Here is a 19497-nt window from a genome sequence, read left to right on the forward strand (position 1 = left end):
ATTGCCTTTTTGACACCAGTTCACCAGTCTGATTTTGTAACTGGCAACTTGGGTTATTAAAGAAAGTTCTGTTGCTTCAGCAAAGGCTAACGGAGTATGTCCATTATTATCCACCATTAACCGATTCTCAAAGAATTGTTTCCTGCACGTTTTGCATAAGTAATACTGCTTACCATTCCTACGACCATTTTTACGATATGAAGTTGATTCGCATCGGGGACATTTCATCTTGTTATTTAGCTGATTTTGTGCTGATAATTACCTCTAAGTATGCAAACTGAAAAGCGTAGTTCATAAATTTTAATATAATTGCCAAATTAAGTTTTGGGATAATCCTACTAAACGGCAAGCATCAAGATTTTTAACTCAAGCACAATAAGCCACAACTTACTTGTATAAATGAGTATCTACTTCACAGCAAACTGATACATAACTTGGTTATTTATTGGGCTATTTTCATAAGTAATTCCAACAAATAACATCGGAAATACTCTAATTCATACGTGTTAAAACATAGTCGCGGGTGCGGTAATCCAAGGGATTAGTAAAGATTTTAGTAGTAGTACCAAATTCAACTAGGCTGCCAATCCGATTTTCATTACTGTGAAAGAAAGCAGTAAAATCTGATACGCGAGTGACTTGGCGCATATTGTGGCTAACAATCACAATTGTTAGCTCAGAGCGTAAACTTTGGATCAACTCCTCAATTTTCATGCTGGCAATGGGATCGAGGCCAAAACAAGGCTCATCCATCAAAATAACTTTTGGCTTGACAGCTAAAGCACGGGCAATACATAGCCGCTGTTGTTGGCCACCAGAAAGTTCCAAAGCCGATTTGTGTAGCTTATTCTTTACTTCATCCCAAAGCTCAGCACTTTTAATAGCAAATTCTATAATTTCATCTAATTCTGCTTTCGGACGCCATCCTACAAGTTTTACCCCATAAGCAACATTATCGTAAACACTCATAGGAAAGAGATTTGGTTTTGGAAATACTATATTAATTTGGCGGCGCACCCGATTTAAGTTAACACGGCGCTCATAAATATTTTGACCAAAAAATTCTACTCTGCCTTCAATCTTTACTTGTCCTTCTAATTCGCTCATGCGATTGAGCGATTTGATAAAAGTAGATTTACCACAACCGCTAGGGCCAATAATTGCAGTAACTTTGTCTTGGTAAATATCTATTGATACATCTTCAAGTATCTTTTTATCGTCGTAATAAAAACTAAAGTTGCTGACTTTTATGGCTGGGACTAATTTGCTCATGGTCACAAATGCGTGAGTTCAAACGTCAGTTAACAGAACAGTAAAAATCTCTCTCTATGAAGTTATTTCTACTCTTTTATCTGGGAGATATTTATAAAGTATTTGTAAAATTAAAGATATAAGCAAAATATTCTCAACAGTAGAGCTTGCTAGAAATCCTTAAATAGATACTGCGTTAATTTCATCGAGCTTTAAAGAAAGAATCAAGCTATTAACAAACAATCATTCTACTTGCTATTACAAGTTATCCTCCCTATAACCACTAGTTAACTTTTATATTACCTGAGTAAGTCAAATTTCAGGTAGTGAACAGCTAACTAATATGTTCACTAACTCTTAAATTTAAAAAATTATTGTGGTTTTGGATTGATTGGGCGGCAATTAGACGTCCAACAAATGAGGAGTATCCTGGTGAGCAAAATGAACTTGAAGCTTAATAGCTTGACGGTCTTAGGTGTAATGTCATTGGTAAGCGCCACCTTTGGTTTATCAATGTCTGCGGTTCAGTCCCAAAGTGTCAGCACAATTAAAGTTGATGGTTCTAGTACCGTCTTTCCAATTACTGAAGCAGCCGCGGAAGAATTTCAAAAGTCTCAAGGCGGTAGAGTTCGAGTTACTGTTGGAATTTCTGGTACTGGGGGCGGCTTCAAAAAATTCTGTCGCGGTGAGACTGATATATCAGATGCTTCTCGTCCCATTTTACAGAAAGAAATCGCTGACTGTAAAGCAAATGGCGTTCGTTATGTAGAACTACCAATAGCTTATGATGCTTTGACAGTTGTTGTTAACCCTCAAAACAACTGGGCAAAAAATCTAACAGTAGCTGAACTCAAGAAGATTTGGGAGCCTGGGGCACAAGGTAAAGTCAGTAACTGGAGCCAAGTCCGTTCAGGATTCCCCAATGCACCTTTGAAATTGTTTGGTCCTGGTACGAACTCTGGTACTTTTGACTACTTTACTGAAGCTGTTGTTGGCAAAACTAAGTCTAGCCGAGGTGATTTTACTGCTAGCGAAGATGATAACGTACTTGTACAGGGTATTTCCCGTGATAAGAATGCCCTTGGTTATTTTGGTTACGCCTATTATGCAGAGAACAGCAAAAAACTGAAGGCTGTGTCAATTAATGGTGTATTGCCCTCAGAAGCTACAGTCAAAAATGGCACTTACACTCCCCTCTCTCGGCCTTTGTTTATCTATGTCAGTTCTAAGTCTATTGATAAACCAGAGGTGAAGCAGTTTGTCCAATTTTATTTACGGAATGCTGCTAAATTCTCTCAAGAGGTAAGATACGTTGCCCTACCAGTATCAGCTTACACCACTGCCCAGAGTCACTTCAATAAAAAGAGATTTGGTAGTGTATTTGCTGGTAAAGAAGCAGTTGGTTTAAAGATTAACGAGTTGTTAAGCCGTGACGCCAAAGAATAAATTTCCCTGGTTTTAATATGTTGAGTGCGGGTTTAGTCATCGGGATGATGATTATTCCCTATGTCAGTTCCCTTAGTGAAGATGCGATGCGTGCAGTACCGGCACATCTGCGCGAGGGTTCCTATGCAACAGGTGCTACCCGCTTACAAACAGCCTTACGAGTCGTATTGCCAGCATCGATTTCTGGGATATCAGCAGCTTACATTTTGGGAATTTCGCGTGCAGTTGGCGAAACGATGATAGTAGCGATCGCGGCTGGTGGGCAACCTAATCTCACTTTTAACCCAATGTAACCAGCCGCAACTATGACTGCCTACATCGTTGCAGTCAGCCTTGGCGATTTACCACATGGAACTCTAGAATACGAGACTATTTTTGCTGTGGGACTCACTCTCGTACTGATGACTTTGGAATTTAATAAAACAGAAGCGATTTTTAATAACCCCTCAAATAAAAAAACCGCAGACTATGTAAGTGGACGTTTTGGGTAATAGGGATTGAGATTTGGGGTTTGTAAATGAGTGAATTTTAGATCGTTGACTGCTGTGGTTGCGATCGCAAATTCACTACTCACTATTTAAAACAACACTACAGCAATCAATTATTCGCTTGAACCTGAAGTAAATGTCTTTTATGGCACAAGTAAATAAAAAAATAGATAAACCCAGCAGAGGTCACTTTAATGAACCGCCTGCCAGGGAAGTGTCGTATATTCTGGCCATGTTTGATCAGGTTAGCGCTTATTTGTAATAAATAATGCTTTATCCTTATTTAGGTTAACTAAATTGTGCGTCATCAGTAGTTAAGAAAAGTAAAGAAATAGGTTAAGTTGTAGTTAAGTACAACCCAGCCTCAAACAGACAGGGCGAACTGGCGAATCCTAGCAGTGACCGAAATAGTGCTGAGTATCGAGTAACGAGTAATGAGTGAGATCCCCACTTAGAACTCAATACTCGGTACTCCTGAAGATTGCGATCGGGAATATAAAGCGAAGAATGACTAATAATATAAGAAAGCGCTTCACAGTTCTTAATTATTCAGTATTACTAAAACAATGGCGAGAGATTTGCGGGGATTCATCAAACTTCTAGAAGAAAGAGGACAATTACAGCGGATTTCAGCTTTAGTTGATCCAGATTTAGAGATAGCTGAGATTTCTAACCGGATGCTGCAAAAAGGTGGGCCGGGGTTATTGTTTGAAAATGTCAAAGGCGCATCCTTCCCAGTAGCAGTAAATTTGATGGGAACTGTGGAAAGGATATGCTGGGCAATGAATATGCAGCATCCAGAGGAATTAGAAACCTTGGGTAAAAAGCTGAGTATGCTGCAACAACCTAAACCGCCTAAGAAGATTTCCCAAGCGATCGATTTTGGTAAAGTGCTGTTTGATGTAATCAAAGCTAAACCAGGACGGGACTTTTTCCCCGCTTGTCAGCAAGTGGTGGTTCAAGGGGAAGAGTTGGATTTAGATACGTTACCGTTGATACGTCCTTATGTAAATGATGCTGGAAAAATTGTTACTCTGGGGCTGGTAATTACTAAGGATTGTGAGACAGGTACGCCAAATGTAGGTGTGTATCGCTTGCAACTGCAATCTAAAAATACGATGACAGTACACTGGTTATCGGTGCGGGGTGGGGCGAGACATTTGCGCAAAGCCGCAGAACGTGGTCAGAAATTAGAAATTGCGATCGCACTTGGTGTAGACCCCTTAATTATCATGGCAGCTGCTACACCTATACCTGTAGATTTATCAGAATGGTTGTTTGCTGGACTTTACGGTGGTTCAGGGGTGCAGTTGGCGAAGTGCAAAACCGTAGATTTGGAAGTTCCCGCAGATTCAGAATTTGTTTTAGAAGGGACAATTACGCCAGGGGAAGTCTTACCAGATGGGCCATTTGGCGACCACATGGGTTATTACGGCGGTGTCGAGGATTCGCCATTAATTCGTTTTCATTGTATGACACACCGCAAAGATCCGATTTACTTAACAACATTTAGCGGTCGTCCACCGAAAGAAGAAGCGATGATGGCGATCGCACTCAATCGAATTTACACCCCCATTCTGCGGCAACAAGTGTCCGAAATTGTCGATTTCTTCTTACCAATGGAAGCTTTGAGTTACAAAGCCGCAATTATTTCTATTGATAAAGCATATCCCGGACAAGCACGGCGTGCTGCTTTGGCGTTTTGGAGTGCTTTGCCACAATTTACTTACACTAAGTTTGTGATTGTGGTTGATAAAGACATCAATATTCGCGATCCGCGTCAAGTTGTGTGGGCAATTAGTTCTAAAGTTGACCCCACAAGGGATGTGTTTATTTTACCGAATACACCCTTTGATACTTTAGATTTTGCCAGTGAGAAAATTGGTTTAGGTGGGCGGATGGGAATTGATGCTACCACCAAAATTCCCCCGGAAACCGACCATGAATGGGGTGCGCCACTAGAATCAGATCCAGATGTGGCGGCGATGGTTGATAGACGCTGGGCGGAGTATGGTTTAGCAGATTTGCAATTAGGTGAAGTTGACCCAAATTTGTTTGGTTACGATATGAGGTGATATTAAGAAGGCAGAGGGCAGGAGGCAGGAGGCAGAAGGGAATACATGAAAATCTGGCGTTGCTGATTGATGAGATGAATTTTGTTTCGCGCCTAGACGCGGTAGCGGCTTCTCGTTGGCGTAGCGTCTCCGACAGGAGAAGAGTAGGCGCAAAGGCGCAAAGAATCAATCTTTAGGTTTGGTCAAAAATCCTAATGCATCCTGCATTTATGCAACGCTGAAAATCTTATACCTTCTGCCATCTGCCCTCTGCCATCTACCTTATTTTCTATTCAGCAAACATTTGCACTGCATAAATCCGACCATCTACCCCAGTTGCAATCCCATAACCAAATTTGGTGTATTCAGCAGTCAGGAGGTTTTCCCGATGTCCATTACTGTACATCCAACCGCGTTGAAACTTTTCAGCTTCTCCGTAAGTTAAACCGAAACCATGCGCATGACCTTTAAGAATGTTTTCGCCAACGCCAACATAAGGACTACCACCAACCCCAAGGTAGCGATCGCGGGGGCGTTTACCTTCGAGAGAAGTATGATTGAAATAATTGCGAGCCAGCATATCCTCTGCATGACCTTGTGCTGCTTGGGAAAGTAAACTATCTTCCTGCAAAGGTTTCAAATTATTTAACTCGCGGTCGCGATTTACTAGTTCTAGTGCAAAATTTCTGATATCTGGTAGAGAACGTAACTGTTCGGCATTCCAGATTGTGGCTTTTGGCTTGCCTATTTTCCAGTCCGCCCCGCCATCCCCATTATCAAGTCCCCCTGAAAAAACTTTCTTTGGTGAAAGTTCGCTTAAGAAATAGTGAACATCGAGTGGGTGTCCTCGTAATGCCTGGTTAATAAAATGAAAAGTTGGTCTAGAAACTAAAAGCGCCGTAAATAAGAGAACGTATCTCCACCAAATATTAACTTTGCTCTTTGTCTTCATTTTAGTTATCCAAGCTTTGGGGATGCACAAACCATAAAATAACTACTACAATTGCGTGCTGATCAATTTCGCAAAAGCTGCGCAGTATTATAGTACGGCGAAAATAAATCTACTATCTAAAAACACTTGAAAGTCCACAATAAAGCGTTTTTCAACTTTATGTAGATACTCAGCAGCACTAGTTGCATTTTGCCAGAAACGAGTGTGATAGTGAATGCCTGCGATCGCAATTTATCAATAACTTTATATTTTTTGCTGAACTGAGTTAATGTATATGGCGTAACTTCAATTACATAAAGTCTGACTGTAAATATGCAGATCAAGAAACTCCTGATAGCATCTTCCTTAGCCATCACTAGCTTTGCTATACCTAACGCCGTCAGTGCCCAAAATCGCGGTACTCCTGGTCAGTTTGATTTTTACGTACTGACTTTATCCTGGTCACCAGATTATTGTGCAAATAATGGCGATCGCGATCAACAACAATGCAAATCAGGCAAGAAACTCGGTTTTGTATTACATGGTCTATGGCCCCAGTACCAAAAAGGTTATCCTGCTAACTGTTCTACTGAAAAATTACCGCTACAAGTAAAGCAGCAGTTTCCGGGTTTATTCCCTAGCGATAAGCTGTATAGCCATGAATGGGAAAAACATGGTACTTGTTCTGGTAAAACTCCCCAAGAATATTTGGCATTATCTAAACAATTAAAAGGATCTGTCGCTATTCCTACGGCTTATAACCGTCCTAACAAACCCTTCCGCACTACAATTCAAGGGCTAAAAAATACATTTGTAATTTCTAATAGTGAATTAGTCGCTGATGGCATAGCGCCTTACTGTTCTGGTTCAGGAAGGTTTTTGCAAGAAGTATTCTTTTGCTATTCTAAAGATGGTAAACCCGGCGCTTGTAGTGCAGAAATATTGAAGAGTTCTCAAAAAAGCTGTGGACAGCCCAATTTTTTGGTGAGAAACGTTAGATAGTCAACAAATAAAACTTTGTAGGGTGGGCAATGCCCACCAAAACGCGAAGCTGCGGTTAATTGCTAATTACAATATTTATAAAAGCATGATTTTGTCTAAAAAATTAATAGTGAATCATGCTTTTTATGCATTAATATTCGCTGCATTATATTATGGTATGCTCCAGAAATGTTGAATGTTAACTATTAGCATTAGCCATGAACCCTGAAGCAGTTTATCGCAGCATTCTCACACCTTTAACTTTTATTCAACGCAATGCTAAAGCCTATAGTCATAAACTTGCGATTATATATAATCAAAAATGCTTCACTTATGCTGAGTTTGCAGAACGCATAAATTGTCTAGCCTCAGCGCTGCGTCATGCTGGACTTGAAAAAGGCGATCGCATCGCTTTTTTTTGTTTCAATACTCCCCCTATGCTAGAAGCCCATTTTGCTGTGCCTTTAGCGGGAGGTGTAATAGTATCTATTAATACTCGGTTAGCTCCCCAAGAAGTCGCTTATATTTTGAATGATTGCGGTGCTAAGTTTCTCTTTGTTGATACAGAATTAGCAAATATAATTCGACCGATTCAAAATAATCTAGAAACCGTCAAACATATAATAAATATTAGTGATGTAGAAGGATTTGAGCCTCTAGATAGTGAGGATTATGAAAGTTTTCTGCTAACTGGTAATACTACACCCTTGTCTTGGGTAATTACAGATGAAATGGAGACAATTTCTATTAATTACACTAGTGGAACTTCAGGTAAACCCAAAGGTGTGATGTACTCTCACAGAGGTGCATATATTAATTCTTTAGGAGAAATAATAGAAACAACATTAACGCCTAACTCAATTTATCTCTGGACTTTGCCCATGTTTCACTGCAACGGTTGGTGTTTTACTTGGGCGGTAACTGCTATTGGTGGTACTCATATTTGTTTGCGGAAATTTAACCCTGGTAATGTTTGGAAGTTAATTCAACAAGAGGAAGTAACTCATTTAAATGCTGCACCTGTAATTTTAATTTCCCTTGTGAACCATCCAGACTGTCCGCAATTATTAGAGAAACCTCTAACTATCACTACAGCCGGCGCGCCACCTTCGCCAACATTGATTGCAAAAATTACCGAAATTGGCGCAAAAATTATTCACGTTTATGGTTTAACGGAAGTTTATGGTCCTTATACAGTTTGCGAATATCAATCAGATTGGGACAATTTAATAATTGAAGAAAAAGCAAAACTCATGGCACGTCAAGGCGTACCTTATATAAGTGCAGATGGTTTGCGAGTTGTAGATCAAAATATGAATGATGTCCCGCCTGATGGGCGAACAATGGGGGAGGTGGTGATGCAAGGCAATATGGTGATGACAGGCTATTATAATGACCCGGAAGTAACCGAAAGGGTATTTAGAGGAGGATGGTTTCATAGCGGCGATTTAGCAGTGATGCACCCCGATGGTTATATTGAAGTACGCGATCGCATGAAAGATATCATCATTACTAGTGGGTAAAATGTCTCTAGTATTGAAGTTGAACAATGTCTTTACCGCCATGAAGCCGTGTTAGAGTGTGCTGTTATTGCCATACCTCATGCCAAGCGCGGTGAAGTACCCAAAGCGTTTGTTACTCTTAAAGAGGGAGCGCAAGTTACAGAACAAGAATTAATCCAATTTTGCCGTTATCAAATTGCTGCTTTTAAATGTCCTACTACTATTGAATTTACTACTTTGCCCAAAACCAGCACTGGCAAAATTCAAAAGTATCTATTACGAGAAAAAGAATGGGTAGGTTATGAAAAGAGAATTTATGGTGGTTAGTTAAAAAATATGAAATATTGATCGGCTAAAACTCAAGTATCGAGTGTTAAAAGCTATCCAAATAGAAAGCAAGAAGTTTGCTTTGAGAATAATTGTAACAATTACAGACGATACTAGATTTGATCATATTTACACTAGGTTAAACAACCTTACAGAAGATGTGACCAATCTGAAGATCCAACCTGGAACATAGGTACATCACAAGTAGCAATAGCCCGGACAATAACCTTAGCTACTGGACTGGCTTCGGACATGCGCGAAGTCAAAGCCGATATCAGACAAATCAAGGGTGATATCAGGGATTTAAAAGCAGGTTTAGAAGAAGTATTGAGGATACTTAGGGAGAGATCCTGAATCCTAATACTACTATCTTTTCGCGCTAAGGTGATTAGTAAAAGTTGTCAAATTAAAATGAGTGACCATAAAAATAAAGGTGGACAAATAGCCCACCTGGTTATTTAATTTTTCTTTCTATTTTCTAAGCATCAAGCTATCGTCACGTCTGGTGATAGATAAACATCTTGAATGGCGTGAAACAGTTTCACTCCTTCCTCAAACGGACGTTGGAATGCTTTACGCCCAGAAATTAATCCTGTACCACCAGCACGTTTGTTAATTACAGCAGTGCGAACCGCTTCTGCAAAATCATTTTTACCAGAAGCCCCACCAGAATTAATTAACCCCGCACGTCCACAGTAGCAATTCAGTACTTGGTAACGAGTTAAGTCAATTGGGTGGTCGGTTGTCAAATCTGTGTAAATTCGCTCGTTGGTTTTACCATAAGATTCACCAGTTGCTTTCGCTACAGCGCCGTAACCATGATTATTTTCTGGTAACTTCTGTTTAATAATGTCGGCTTCAATTGTTACACCTAAATGATTTGCTTGTCCGGTCAGGTCAGCAGCAACATGATAGTCTTTATCTTGTTTAAAAGCGTTGTTACGCAGATAGCACCAGAGGATAGTTACCATGCCCAGTTCATGAGCATATTTAAAAGCTTGGCTAATTTCCTGAATTTGTCTAGTGGACTGTTCTGAACCAAAATAAATCGTTGCGCCTACTGCTGCTGCACCCAAATTCCAAGCTTGTTCTACATCGGCAAACAATACTTGATCAAATTGATTGGGGAAAGTCAACAGTTCGTTATGATTTATTTTGACTATAAAGGGGATTTTATGAGCATATTTGCGCGAAACGCTGCCTAAAACTCCCAAAGTCGTAGCAACAGCATTGCAACCTCCAGCTATTGCCAACCGCACAATATTTTCTGGATCAAAATAAATCGGATTGGGTGCAAACGATGCTCCAGCTGAATGCTCAATACCTTGGTCTACCGGGAGAATGGAGAGATAACCAGTATATGCCAGACGACCAGTAGAATATAGTTGCTGGAGATTACGCAATACTTGAGGATTGCGATCGCTGTTTATCCAAACTCGATCTATAAAGTCTGGACTTGGTAAATGTAGTAAATCTTGAGAAACTTTTGCTTTGTATGTGAGCAGGTCTTCTGCTTCATTACCTAAGAAAGATTCGATAGAACTACCTGCTAAGAGGGTTGCAGTCATAGTTTTTTCCTCAAAAATTGAGTAAATGACCTTGCTTTTAAGATAATACTCTTACTATTTATAACTTACTAATAATTGCAGTCGAGATTCTGCACAAATCTTATTTGACTTGTGAACAATACTTTTATTAACCCAAATGTAGAGGTTCGGAGATTTTTCTAATAGGGAAGCAGCCAAAAATCGCAAAGTAAGAAAAGTAGATATAATATCTCTAAGTTTAATTAAAATAAAGAATTTTTTTTTAAGCAATATATCTTTAGGTAGAAATTACAATTAACAGAGGTTTACGAGAAATATTTTTAATGATTAATTTAGATTCAAGAAAAACCTAGACGCGATCGCTAAACTTAAACAGCAAGGTCAACAAGGCCTGGTGCTAATTGCCGATGATTTTGACTGCATAGATAGTCTGAGGCGTGGTAAACACGCCTGAAAACCTCTCTGTATCTACCTAAAGCGTTAACGAAGACTAGTAAAGTCTTTCAGTTCACAACCAGTAAAAAGATTTATCTTTCAGTAAATGTGGTGGCGAATGGGCAGGATAGCTACGGTTTAAACGTTGCTAAACTAATTCAAATTTTTGCTCAGGTGTGAGTTTTCGCTATTCATATATATTTTTTTAAACTCTGAAGTGCTGACTACAAAGTTAATTAATATTTGCCTTTGTCGTCTAATTAAGTAACTTAAATATGCAAGCCCTACGAGTGGTAAAATATTGGAGTAGCTGCTTGACTCCTTTTTATCGATGAATAAACCATTGGACGAAGCGCTTTCGGTTGAAATTTCTCAACGCATCAAAAGCAAGGCAAAAAAAACCTTTGATAATGCTTATAGAGCAGCATTGGCGACTGAGGGAGCAAAGTATGTCCAGGGATTTTTAGTTTTTCCTGGGAAGCCATACCAACCAATTGAACACGGTTGGATTGAACTAGGGGACTCTATTGTCGATCCCACCCTACCTTATCTGCAAAAAAATTCCCAGCAGCTTTATTATTTTCCGGCAGAAAGCTTCACTGTTAAGCAGCTAAAAGCAATCATCGAAGAATCGCAAGAAGATTATCCCGAAGATGATCCTCTACCAATTTATGGCGACCCACCTTATGAGTATTACGGTGATGTAATGTTGGGTGGTCAAAATTACTTGGATGCATATCAAGCCGCAGAGGCTAAATCTAAAGAAATCAATCAACCAAACTTTGAGAATAATTAACTAATTCTTCTTTCTCAAATCATTTCTCAATTTTTTAGAGCAAATTTAATTAATATAAACTAGGCAGTTGGGGAACAAAATTGTTGTGCTTCTACTGAATATGTGGATTGACTTGTTTAATACGATTTACCATCGCTACCAAAGTATTCTCGATAGGCACAAATTTTGTCTCCACGCACATCAAAAGAGACCGCTACTCGATTTTTATAAGGTTGTCCTAGTAATAGTCCCTCATCTCGAAACTCAAACACAACAGTCGTGTCATTACTGGTAACACGGTCTAGGGAAGTCAACTTTATACCAGGATTAAAAGATGCATTAACATACTGAAAAAACTCTTTAGCTCGTTCTTTTCCCTCATTCATACCGTGAAATTTACCCATTGGAAACCAAAAGGTAAAATCTTCTGTAAGTATATCTAGAAACTCTTGCCATTCGCCTGTTGCTAGACCATGTGTAAAATGCTCAAATGCCTGCTGGGCAACTTTCAAAGTATTTTCTGCTTGGCTCATTATCTTTCCCAATCACAACTGATGTTCAGTAGACTTGTGCGAGAACGCAAAATTTATTCTAAGACAGGCGATCGCTCGATCACAAACCATTCATGGTATAAAATAGCCAAAAAGAAATTTTCTTCTACAACGCGATCGCAAACTGCTATAAAGCCAGAAAAAAAAGGATCATCATCAAAAGTTGTGTCTTTGAGAAATAGAGTTAAAGACTTGCCATCAATACTAAAAATTGCACGGAGAATTGTAATATTAGCGTGATGAGACTTTTCTACAGGTAAAAGCACAGGCTTTCCTTCAACCATAATAAACTCTGGCTCAGAGCATCGCAGAACCATAGCCCAATCTTCTGGACCTTCGTGTTTTTCGATGGTTCTATCCCATCGCACAGACTTAATTTTCTCTAACGTTCCCTGGGATAATTCCACCAGTTTCATTTTTAGTTAAGGTTGGTCAGTAAGTATAAAAGCGTATTTTATAGTGTAAACCAAACCTAATACTAGTACCGCTGCGCGGAATTCGTAATTCGTAATTACCTTTTCGCAAGGGTTTCAGACATTTTCAATGGGTGGTTTATTTACGCCGTACTGTACTAGGCTCTAATAAACTTAGTGGAATATTGAAAGATTAATTAACATTTATACACTTTAACTTTCAGGTGCTTCAAATAGGCAGTAGGGAAGCAGAGAATAATAGTTTGCACCTGTAATTTGTGGAATTGGTATTAAACAAGATTTGAGAAGTCTCATTAAATAAATTCCTTGGTGACTAAAAACCGCCGTTTATTTTGCACACATACCAATCCCACAAAATAAGGCTTTGAAAAGCCAGCTTTTCTAATACTTCACTCCGAGAGCGGTTATAAGGAAGGTGTTGACCTTAATAAACTCAAAGCCAATTTAAATTGTATAGTAGCGAATTACATTCGCTCCATACTTTCACACTATCCCCTGATTCCCGTACTTAATGCCTAATTTCACAATAAATGTTAAATTTCATCCCATAGCTCGCTTTAGCGAACCATCAGCATATAGCTCTAATGGTACTAACTGAATTTTGCCATTAACTTTAACTTGAGAGTAAACTACTTTCACTAAGGGAGCATTATTTTGGTTGTAACGTACAGACATAATTACTTACCCTCTCTATAAATTTTTGATGTTAAGAGGTTTTCTTACTCATAATCTACTCAATTTTTTCTTGAGTAGGTTTGCTTCTTTTGAATGATTATTTATCCTACTTTAGAATTATTGAAAAGATTTTAAAGTTAGATGTTCCCAGACCTGTTAAGGATAAAGATTACAACAAATTTTAATCTCGGATATTAAGTAGAAAGACGTAAATAAATGTAGTCTCGATAAAGACATATGAGCTTGGCTCAAACTCTCTTCTGTCTTCTCCTCCTACCTTCTTGATCCTCACGATAAATATTTACGCCAATCTGCTTAGTTGATTAACAATTTTGCAACCAGGAGACTAGGAACGAGAGATAATAATAAACTTATACCGCCCTCAGCTGTAATAGCATTGCCGATAACAGAACAAGTTCTAGCTTGCTAGGTCTACATCTTTAACTTCATAGCTACAGAGTCAATTTCCGCAAGTTGCAGCAAATAACATCATGGACACTACCAAATTGTATGCTCGCCTGGAGAATTACTATCAGCAAATCAAGACAATTATTCTCAGCCGTCAGAATCCGATTACTGGTTTGTTACCTGCGAGTACGGCTATAACAGCCCACGGCGATTATACAGATGCTTGGGTAAGAGACAACGTTTATAGCATTTTGGCAGTTTGGGGTTTAGCAATTGCATATCGCAAGATTGATGAAAACAAAGGATACACCTATGAATTAGAACATAGCACGATCAAGCTGATGCGTGGATTGCTGTTTGCAATGATGCGACAGGCTAATAAAGTGGAACGATTTAAACATACTCAGTCACCATTAGATGGTTTACATGCCAAATACAACACTGCTACTGGTGATATTGTCGTAGGTGATGATGAATGGGGACATTTACAACTAGATGCCACATCTATATTTTTGTTGATTTTGGCTCAAATGACCGCCTCCGGCTTGCAAATAATTTATACCATTGATGAAGTAAATTTTGTTCAAAATCTGGTTTACTACATTGGACGAGCTTATCGCACACCAGATTATGGCATTTGGGAACGTGGTAACAAAATTAATCGCGGTAATGCTGAGTTAAATGCTAGCTCTGTAGGTATGGCGAAAGCTGCTTTGGAAGCTATCAATGGGCTAGATTTATTTGGTGTGCGTGGAAGTCAAGCATCGGTAATTCATGTTTTACCCGATGAAATTGCCCGCGCTCGCATTACATTAGAATCTCTATTACCGAGAGAATCTGGTTCAAAAGAAATTGATGCAGCATTACTGAGTATTATTAGTTTTCCCGCATTTGCAGTAGAAGACAAGAAGCTTCGCGAATCTCCTTCGGAGACGCTTCGCGATCGCACTTTTAACGATATTATTAGCAAACTCCAAGGCAAATATGGCTGCAAACGCTTCCTCCGGGACGGACACCAAACTGTATTAGAAGATACTCAACGTTTACACTACGAACCTTGGGAACTTAAACAATTTGAGCATATTGAGTGTGAATGGCCTTTATTTTTCACTTATTTATTACTCGATGGTTTGTTCCAGGATCGTAAAGAACAAGCTAAACATTACCAAGAAATTTTAGAATCATTACTCGTAGAACGCGATGGATTGTATTTATTACCAGAACTTTATTATGTTGCCGAGCAAAATATAGAAGCGGAAAAATTAGCGCCTCAAAGTCAACCTCGGTTACCTAATGAAAATGTACCCCTAGTGTGGGCGCAAAGTTTATATTTTCTCGGACAAATGCTAAGTGAAGGGCTATTGGCAGTTGGCGATATTGACCCTTTGGGAAGACATCTGTGTATAGGTAAAAACAGAGAATCTCTAGTACAAATTGCCTTGCTAGCTGAGGATGAAGACTTACAAGAAAAACTAGAAGTTCACGGTATTGAAACGCAAACACCCAAGCAATTAGAACCGATTCAAGTTAGAAAAGCTGGGGATCTCTCGGCTATTTATACCCAAATTGGACGCAACGATAAACTAGGTCTAACTGGGCGACCCGTGCGGCGGTTGCGGAGTTTGACTACATCCCGCATTTTTCGGATTCACGACCAGACAGTTGTATTCTTACCATCTTTTTTAGATGCCCAGCAATTTTACTTAACCCTTGATTATCATTTCTTGCTGGATCAAATTAGAAGTGAACTTGCTTATATTCAAAAGTATTGGAGTGATTTGGGACGTCCTACCTTAACTTTAATGTTGACCCATACCATGTTAGACATCGGTTCTGAGGCATTATTAGAATTAATGCAAGAGCTGAAAGATGGTGTTTGTAATGGTGTCCGGGTAAAGTTAGGACGATTAAATCAGCTGATGCTGACAGCCGGAATTCAAAGAATTGATTTTCTGCAAGATGAAGAATTTTCGCTACCAGCCGTCAAAAATGCTGCACTACATTGCTATTATTTGGCATATCATCCAGGGAAAAACGGACTATTAGAGCATACCCAAGAATTTCAAATGGAATCTGAAACTAACTTGGGATTATTGCTATCGTCTTTACGTGCATCAGAAAATATTTACGAGCAAATTGAGTTATTGCAGACTTTGACTCGCTTGCAAGGATTAGAGTTTGATACAGGGTTTGGTGGACCTAACTCTGCTGTAACAGTAGACTATTTACTCAATGAAGTATATACCAAAGCCGGGGATTTAGGCCTTTGGGCAATAGTACGCCGTGCAGCTGGGTTGCGACAGATGGTAGATATTAGCTTGTCAGATGTTGTCACAAGTATTGTAGTACGGGGTAAGCAAATTTCTGTGGGCAAAGCTTACAGTGAAGAGTCACTAATTGCAGTGCCAATGTCCCACAATGAAATTGCCGAAAAAATTAATCATTTTTGTCGTGAAGATATCCGCGATCGCGTCCTCACTCAAGAAATTATCATCTATCTAGGTGTCTTAATCAGATCGGAACCCGAACTATTTCAAGGACTACTGACACTGAAAGTCGGCTATCTCATCCTGCTCATTACCAGCAAACTAGCAACAGAATTACGGGTAACTCAAGATGAAGCTTACGAGTATGTAATGCAACTTTCACCCTTTGAAGTCAAAACACGCTTGCAAAATGTCTTAACCGAATATGCAGGTATGAGTAACCTTTTGCGCCAGCAAGAATCACTTCATGTCAAACAAAAAGAAAGTGACATTGATTGGGTAGTAGCACCACCAATTGAAGCCGAAAGCGAAGTTCCCGCAGGCGGTTGGCGACGGTTCCGCCAAGCAGGAGGAGCAACAGGACGCGTACCAAAAGACTTTTTTCAACAAGTTTGGCAATTAATGAAACATTGCAAAGGCTTAGTGATTGGCGATAAGTTAGAACGCCGCAATCGCTTGGATAGTGAATTGATGTTGTCAGAGATGACACCAGGCGAAAGAAATTTTGCTTTATTAGTCGAGCATCTATTAAATAAAATTGAGGCTCCCGAATATCGACAAGTTAATATTGAAGCGCTGATTGAATTATCTGCGATCGCTGCTAATAACCCCAACCTGCAAATTGAAGAATATATCGTCTTGGATGTCTTAATCGGTCATGCAGTCCGACTAGCATGGTTAGATGCACATCCTGAAAGAGGCGATCGCTATGATGAAGATAAGGCCAGCGCATGGCGATCGTTCTACAATACCTCACCTCGAGATTGCGCTAGTTATGTATTGAAAGCCTTCCGTTTCTTAACAGAATTTGTGAAAGAGTTATAAACGGGTTTTTCTGCGTTAAAAAATATCCCCCACCTTAGCAAAGGCAGGGGGTTTATTAAATTTTATATCGTTTGTAAAACTATTTGACAGAGACAGCATCAACATCGACAGTGTTTCCGGTAGAGGTAGAAGCCTCAGAGGTATTAGGAGATTCAGTGTCCAGTTTACCCTTATGAGCTTTCCAGCCTTCAATCACTAGCCCAGACACCTCGGTAACTAGTAATGACAAAAGTAAAACATCATCAAGTTGTCCCACAATGGGTATAAAGTCTGGAGCAATATCAATTGGGCTAACCAAATAAACTAGCGTTCCTAAAATTACCCACCAACGGTACTTTGGATTCCGAAGCGAATTGCGATACCAGGTGTAAACTGATTCTATTGAGAATTTCATGTTTTTAACCTCCAGTTACCTTTAATTTTGACAAATTATCCTTGAAACTCCCGGTAGGAATAACCGCCCAAGTTATTCTGGAAGCCGCCCTCTTAGCATCTACAATATTCACAATGCGCCAAACTTAGATTTGCTGACGTTATGTAAACTAAATATGCAACATAATTACCCTGTAATTCAGCATAAGAGTATGGTAATTGTGCATTAATCTCTAGAATTAAAGTGCTTTGCAATAGTTGTTCTAGAAGTGGAGGGAGGAGACCTAAACAGTGGATATTTTAGATTTATTTCACAAGGGCGGTTCAGCAATGTGGCCTTTGCTGGCGCTGTCGATTTTAGCTTTGAGTGTGATTTTTGAACGCCTGTGGTTCTGGCTGCGAATCTTAACTCAAGAAAAACAAATAGTTGATCGTGTTCTGGATGCTGCTGGCGATAATTGGGAAACAGCTGCGGAAATTGCCAAACAAGCAACTAATCAACCCATCGGTAGGTTTCTCTTCGCCCCCTTACGCTTATTGAAACCAGATACAGAGACCTTTAGATTGGCATTGGAAGCAACTGCGGAAGACGAGTTAGCTGGAATGCGCCGGGGTGAAAAACTTTTAGAAGCTGTGATTGCTCTCGCACCACTTTTGGGTTTGTTAGGTACTGTTTTAGGTTTAATCCAATCTCTGCGCGCAATTCGTATTGGTGACTTGGGAACTGAATCTACAGCCGGGGTGACTACAGGTATTGGGGAATCTTTAATTAGTACGGCAACTGGGCTAATAGTTGCCATTGTTAGTTTGGTATTCTACCGTCTATTTCAAAGTTTTGTAGTCAGCCAAGTCAAAGTTTTTCGTAAAGCTGGGAATGATTTGGAGTTGCTCTACCGCCAATCACCACCTGACTTTAGTAGTAATACATCGATAATTATGCGGGAATCTTCACGGGAAAATTTTACTCCACCCCGGAAACGAGGCAGAAATAAATTTTCCGATTCTCCTGAAATTTCCGAGGGAACTGATTCTTTAGATCCTGAGCAATAGTTAAGAATTAAATCCTTGAAGCAGGCTAAATAAGAGTAAAACAATGAAGGTTAATTTGCATACTCCGGTTGAAGATTTCCAAATTCAACTCATTCCCTTAATTGATGTCGTTTTTTGTATCCTGACATTTTTTCTGTTGGCGGCTTTGCAATTCACTCGGCAACAAGCAATTAATATTGATTTGCCTAAAGCCAACACTGGTACATCACCCACAGCCTCACTCCAGGGCAATAGTAATATATTACCCGTGACTATTGATGCTGTTGGTCAAACTTATGTTGAAAAACAGATGGTCAGACGAGAGCAATTGGCAGGTATTTTAAAGAAGTATGTCCAAGAAAATCCCAATGGTGTTTTGGTGCTGAATGCTTCACGAACAGCAACATACAACGATGTAATCGAGACTTTGGATTTACTGCGGCAGGTGGGAGGCGATCGCGTATCTTTGGGAATTATACCGGGACCATCTCAAACATCTACAAGTTCAAACCTGCCTGTGGTTCCATCTTTCCCAATTAATCCTGGTACTAATCCTGTACCAAACAATGCACCAGTACCTGGAATCAATCCCCAAGGTAATATTAATCCCAACTTTCCCACTAACCCCACTCAACCTCAAACGGGGCGAGGTATAAATCCGGTTAATCCAGAGATTGCTCCTATAGTTCCCAAGACAACTACGCCCAACAAGGCTGTAGCACCAGGAAAAACTAACTCTGCTCCTCAAAGGTAATACTGAGTTGCTTTTCGAGCAAAGTAACTTAGGGATGGGATTGGAGAAGGTAAAGACAAACTAACTTTTACTTTATCAGTTTCTAAAAAATCAAGGATGGGAAGACAATGAGGGAAACCCTATTTCGTTGTCTAACGCGCTAGGCCTGCATTTTTGGCAAGCCAGCCCTCCTTGAAACTTCTGTTGCCTTGCTCACCTTGCTCCATTGTCGTTACATCTATCTTTT

General features: G+C 39.6%; 16 protein-coding genes and 1 pseudogene. 10 read left to right on the plus strand and 7 right to left on the minus strand.

Annotated elements, in window-relative coordinates:
• Positions 1-492: 492 nt before the first annotated feature.
• Positions 493-1272, minus strand: coding sequence for a phosphate ABC transporter ATP-binding protein (locus tag BV372_RS23560; protein ID WP_086688928.1), 780 nt, complete (start codon positions 1270-1272; stop codon positions 493-495).
• 411 nt (positions 1273-1683) lie between these two features.
• Between BV372_RS23560 and BV372_RS23565 the strand changes: the two genes are divergently transcribed.
• The 3 genes and pseudogenes from BV372_RS23565 (at position 1684) to BV372_RS23575 (ending at position 5260) form a co-directional block, all read left to right on the plus strand.
• Positions 1684-2697: a PstS family phosphate ABC transporter substrate-binding protein gene (locus BV372_RS23565; protein ID WP_086688929.1), complete on the plus strand. Its 1014-nt coding sequence runs from the start codon at positions 1684-1686 to the stop codon at positions 2695-2697.
• Positions 2697-3188 (plus strand): annotated as a pseudogene (locus BV372_RS23570) (ABC transporter permease subunit); the annotation flags it as partial. The gene BV372_RS23565 and the pseudogene BV372_RS23570, both read left to right, overlap by 1 nt.
• 563 nt (positions 3189-3751) lie before the next feature.
• Positions 3752-5260, plus strand: coding sequence for a UbiD family decarboxylase (locus BV372_RS23575; protein WP_086688930.1), 1509 nt, complete (start codon positions 3752-3754; stop codon positions 5258-5260).
• A 268-nt stretch (positions 5261-5528) separates the two neighbouring features.
• Here BV372_RS23575 and BV372_RS23585 read toward each other — a convergent pair whose 3' ends face one another.
• The gene (locus tag BV372_RS23585; RefSeq protein ID WP_086688932.1) at positions 5529-6191 is read right to left on the minus strand and encodes a CAP domain-containing protein; all 663 of its coding nucleotides are present in this window, start codon (positions 6189-6191) and stop codon (positions 5529-5531) included.
• Positions 6192-6503: 312 nt separating this feature from the next.
• On the opposite strand from BV372_RS23585, the gene BV372_RS23590 reads away from it, so the two are divergent.
• The 3 genes from BV372_RS23590 to BV372_RS37825 all read left to right on the plus strand — a co-directional run bounded on the left by BV372_RS23590 (position 6504) and on the right by BV372_RS37825 (position 8980).
• Positions 6504-7172, plus strand: a complete 669-nt coding sequence (locus tag BV372_RS23590; protein WP_086688933.1) for a ribonuclease — start codon at positions 6504-6506, stop codon at positions 7170-7172.
• Between the two features lie 197 nt (positions 7173-7369).
• Positions 7370-8674 carry an AMP-binding protein gene (locus BV372_RS23595; RefSeq protein WP_086688934.1) on the plus strand — a complete coding sequence of 435 codons (1305 nt, stop codon included), beginning with the start codon at positions 7370-7372 and terminating at the stop codon, positions 8672-8674.
• A gap of 12 nt (positions 8675-8686) precedes the next feature.
• A complete protein-coding gene (locus BV372_RS37825) occupies positions 8687-8980 on the plus strand; it encodes a hypothetical protein (protein WP_086688935.1) in 294 nt (97 codons plus the stop codon).
• 485 nt (positions 8981-9465) lie between these two features.
• On the opposite strand, the gene BV372_RS23610 is transcribed toward BV372_RS37825, so the two are convergent.
• Positions 9466-10548: a class I fructose-bisphosphate aldolase gene (locus BV372_RS23610; RefSeq protein WP_086688936.1), complete on the minus strand. Its 1083-nt coding sequence runs from the start codon at positions 10546-10548 to the stop codon at positions 9466-9468.
• A 745-nt stretch (positions 10549-11293) separates the two neighbouring features.
• On the opposite strand from BV372_RS23610, the gene BV372_RS23615 reads away from it, so the two are divergent.
• On the plus strand, positions 11294-11758 hold the full coding sequence (locus BV372_RS23615; protein WP_086688937.1) for a hypothetical protein: 465 nt from the start codon (positions 11294-11296) through the stop codon (positions 11756-11758).
• A gap of 116 nt (positions 11759-11874) precedes the next feature.
• On the opposite strand, the gene BV372_RS23620 is transcribed toward BV372_RS23615, so the two are convergent.
• From BV372_RS23620 to BV372_RS37830, 3 genes are all read right to left on the minus strand, one after another.
• Entirely contained in the window at positions 11875-12270 is a 396-nt protein-coding gene (locus tag BV372_RS23620) for a nuclear transport factor 2 family protein (RefSeq protein WP_179198204.1), read from the minus strand.
• Between the two features lie 53 nt (positions 12271-12323).
• Positions 12324-12704, minus strand: a complete 381-nt coding sequence (locus BV372_RS23625) for a hypothetical protein (RefSeq protein ID WP_086688938.1) — start codon at positions 12702-12704, stop codon at positions 12324-12326.
• 558 nt (positions 12705-13262) lie between these two features.
• On the minus strand, positions 13263-13397 hold the full coding sequence (locus BV372_RS37830) for a hypothetical protein (protein ID WP_256973417.1): 135 nt from the start codon (positions 13395-13397) through the stop codon (positions 13263-13265).
• Positions 13398-13888: 491 nt separating this feature from the next.
• On the opposite strand from BV372_RS37830, the gene BV372_RS23630 reads away from it, so the two are divergent.
• Positions 13889-17116: a glycoside hydrolase family 15 protein gene (locus BV372_RS23630; protein WP_373270810.1), complete on the plus strand. Its 3228-nt coding sequence runs from the start codon at positions 13889-13891 to the stop codon at positions 17114-17116.
• Between the two features lie 79 nt (positions 17117-17195).
• Here the strand turns inward: BV372_RS23630 and BV372_RS23635 are convergent, their stop codons facing one another.
• Positions 17196-17510: a YkvA family protein gene (locus BV372_RS23635; RefSeq protein ID WP_086688940.1), complete on the minus strand. Its 315-nt coding sequence runs from the start codon at positions 17508-17510 to the stop codon at positions 17196-17198.
• A gap of 269 nt (positions 17511-17779) precedes the next feature.
• Between BV372_RS23635 and BV372_RS23640 the strand changes: the two genes are divergently transcribed.
• Positions 17780-18538: a MotA/TolQ/ExbB proton channel family protein gene (locus BV372_RS23640; protein WP_086688941.1), complete on the plus strand. Its 759-nt coding sequence runs from the start codon at positions 17780-17782 to the stop codon at positions 18536-18538.
• Between the two features lie 43 nt (positions 18539-18581).
• Entirely contained in the window at positions 18582-19271 is a 690-nt protein-coding gene (locus BV372_RS23645) for a biopolymer transporter ExbD (protein ID WP_086688942.1), read from the plus strand.
• Positions 19272-19497 lie beyond the last annotated feature (226 nt).

This window comes from Nostoc sp. T09 (assembly GCF_002154695.1).
Classification (GTDB): Bacteria; Cyanobacteriota; Cyanobacteriia; order Cyanobacteriales; family Nostocaceae; genus Aulosira.

What these genes read in the sequence shown, in the direction of transcription:
- BV372_RS23560 (WP_086688928.1), bottom strand. Translation starts at nt 1,272, where the DNA reads ATGAGCAAATTAGTCCCAGCCATAAAAGTCAGCAACTTTAGTTTTTAT.
- BV372_RS23575 (WP_086688930.1), top strand. Translation starts at nt 3,752, where the DNA reads ATGGCGAGAGATTTGCGGGGATTCATCAAACTTCTAGAAGAAAGAGGA.
- BV372_RS23585 (WP_086688932.1), bottom strand. Translation starts at nt 6,191, where the DNA reads ATGAAGACAAAGAGCAAAGTTAATATTTGGTGGAGATACGTTCTCTTA.
- BV372_RS23590 (WP_086688933.1), top strand. Translation starts at nt 6,504, where the DNA reads ATGCAGATCAAGAAACTCCTGATAGCATCTTCCTTAGCCATCACTAGC.
- BV372_RS23595 (WP_086688934.1), top strand. Translation starts at nt 7,370, where the DNA reads ATGAACCCTGAAGCAGTTTATCGCAGCATTCTCACACCTTTAACTTTT.
- BV372_RS23610 (WP_086688936.1), bottom strand. Translation starts at nt 10,548, where the DNA reads ATGACTGCAACCCTCTTAGCAGGTAGTTCTATCGAATCTTTCTTAGGT.
- BV372_RS23615 (WP_086688937.1), top strand. Translation starts at nt 11,294, where the DNA reads ATGAATAAACCATTGGACGAAGCGCTTTCGGTTGAAATTTCTCAACGC.
- BV372_RS23620 (WP_179198204.1), bottom strand. Translation starts at nt 12,270, where the DNA reads ATGAGCCAAGCAGAAAATACTTTGAAAGTTGCCCAGCAGGCATTTGAG.
- BV372_RS23625 (WP_086688938.1), bottom strand. Translation starts at nt 12,704, where the DNA reads ATGAAACTGGTGGAATTATCCCAGGGAACGTTAGAGAAAATTAAGTCT.
- BV372_RS37830 (WP_256973417.1), bottom strand. Translation starts at nt 13,397, where the DNA reads ATGTCTGTACGTTACAACCAAAATAATGCTCCCTTAGTGAAAGTAGTT.
- BV372_RS23630 (WP_373270810.1), top strand. Translation starts at nt 13,889, where the DNA reads ATGGACACTACCAAATTGTATGCTCGCCTGGAGAATTACTATCAGCAA.
- BV372_RS23635 (WP_086688940.1), bottom strand. Translation starts at nt 17,510, where the DNA reads ATGAAATTCTCAATAGAATCAGTTTACACCTGGTATCGCAATTCGCTT.
- BV372_RS23645 (WP_086688942.1), top strand. Translation starts at nt 18,582, where the DNA reads ATGAAGGTTAATTTGCATACTCCGGTTGAAGATTTCCAAATTCAACTC.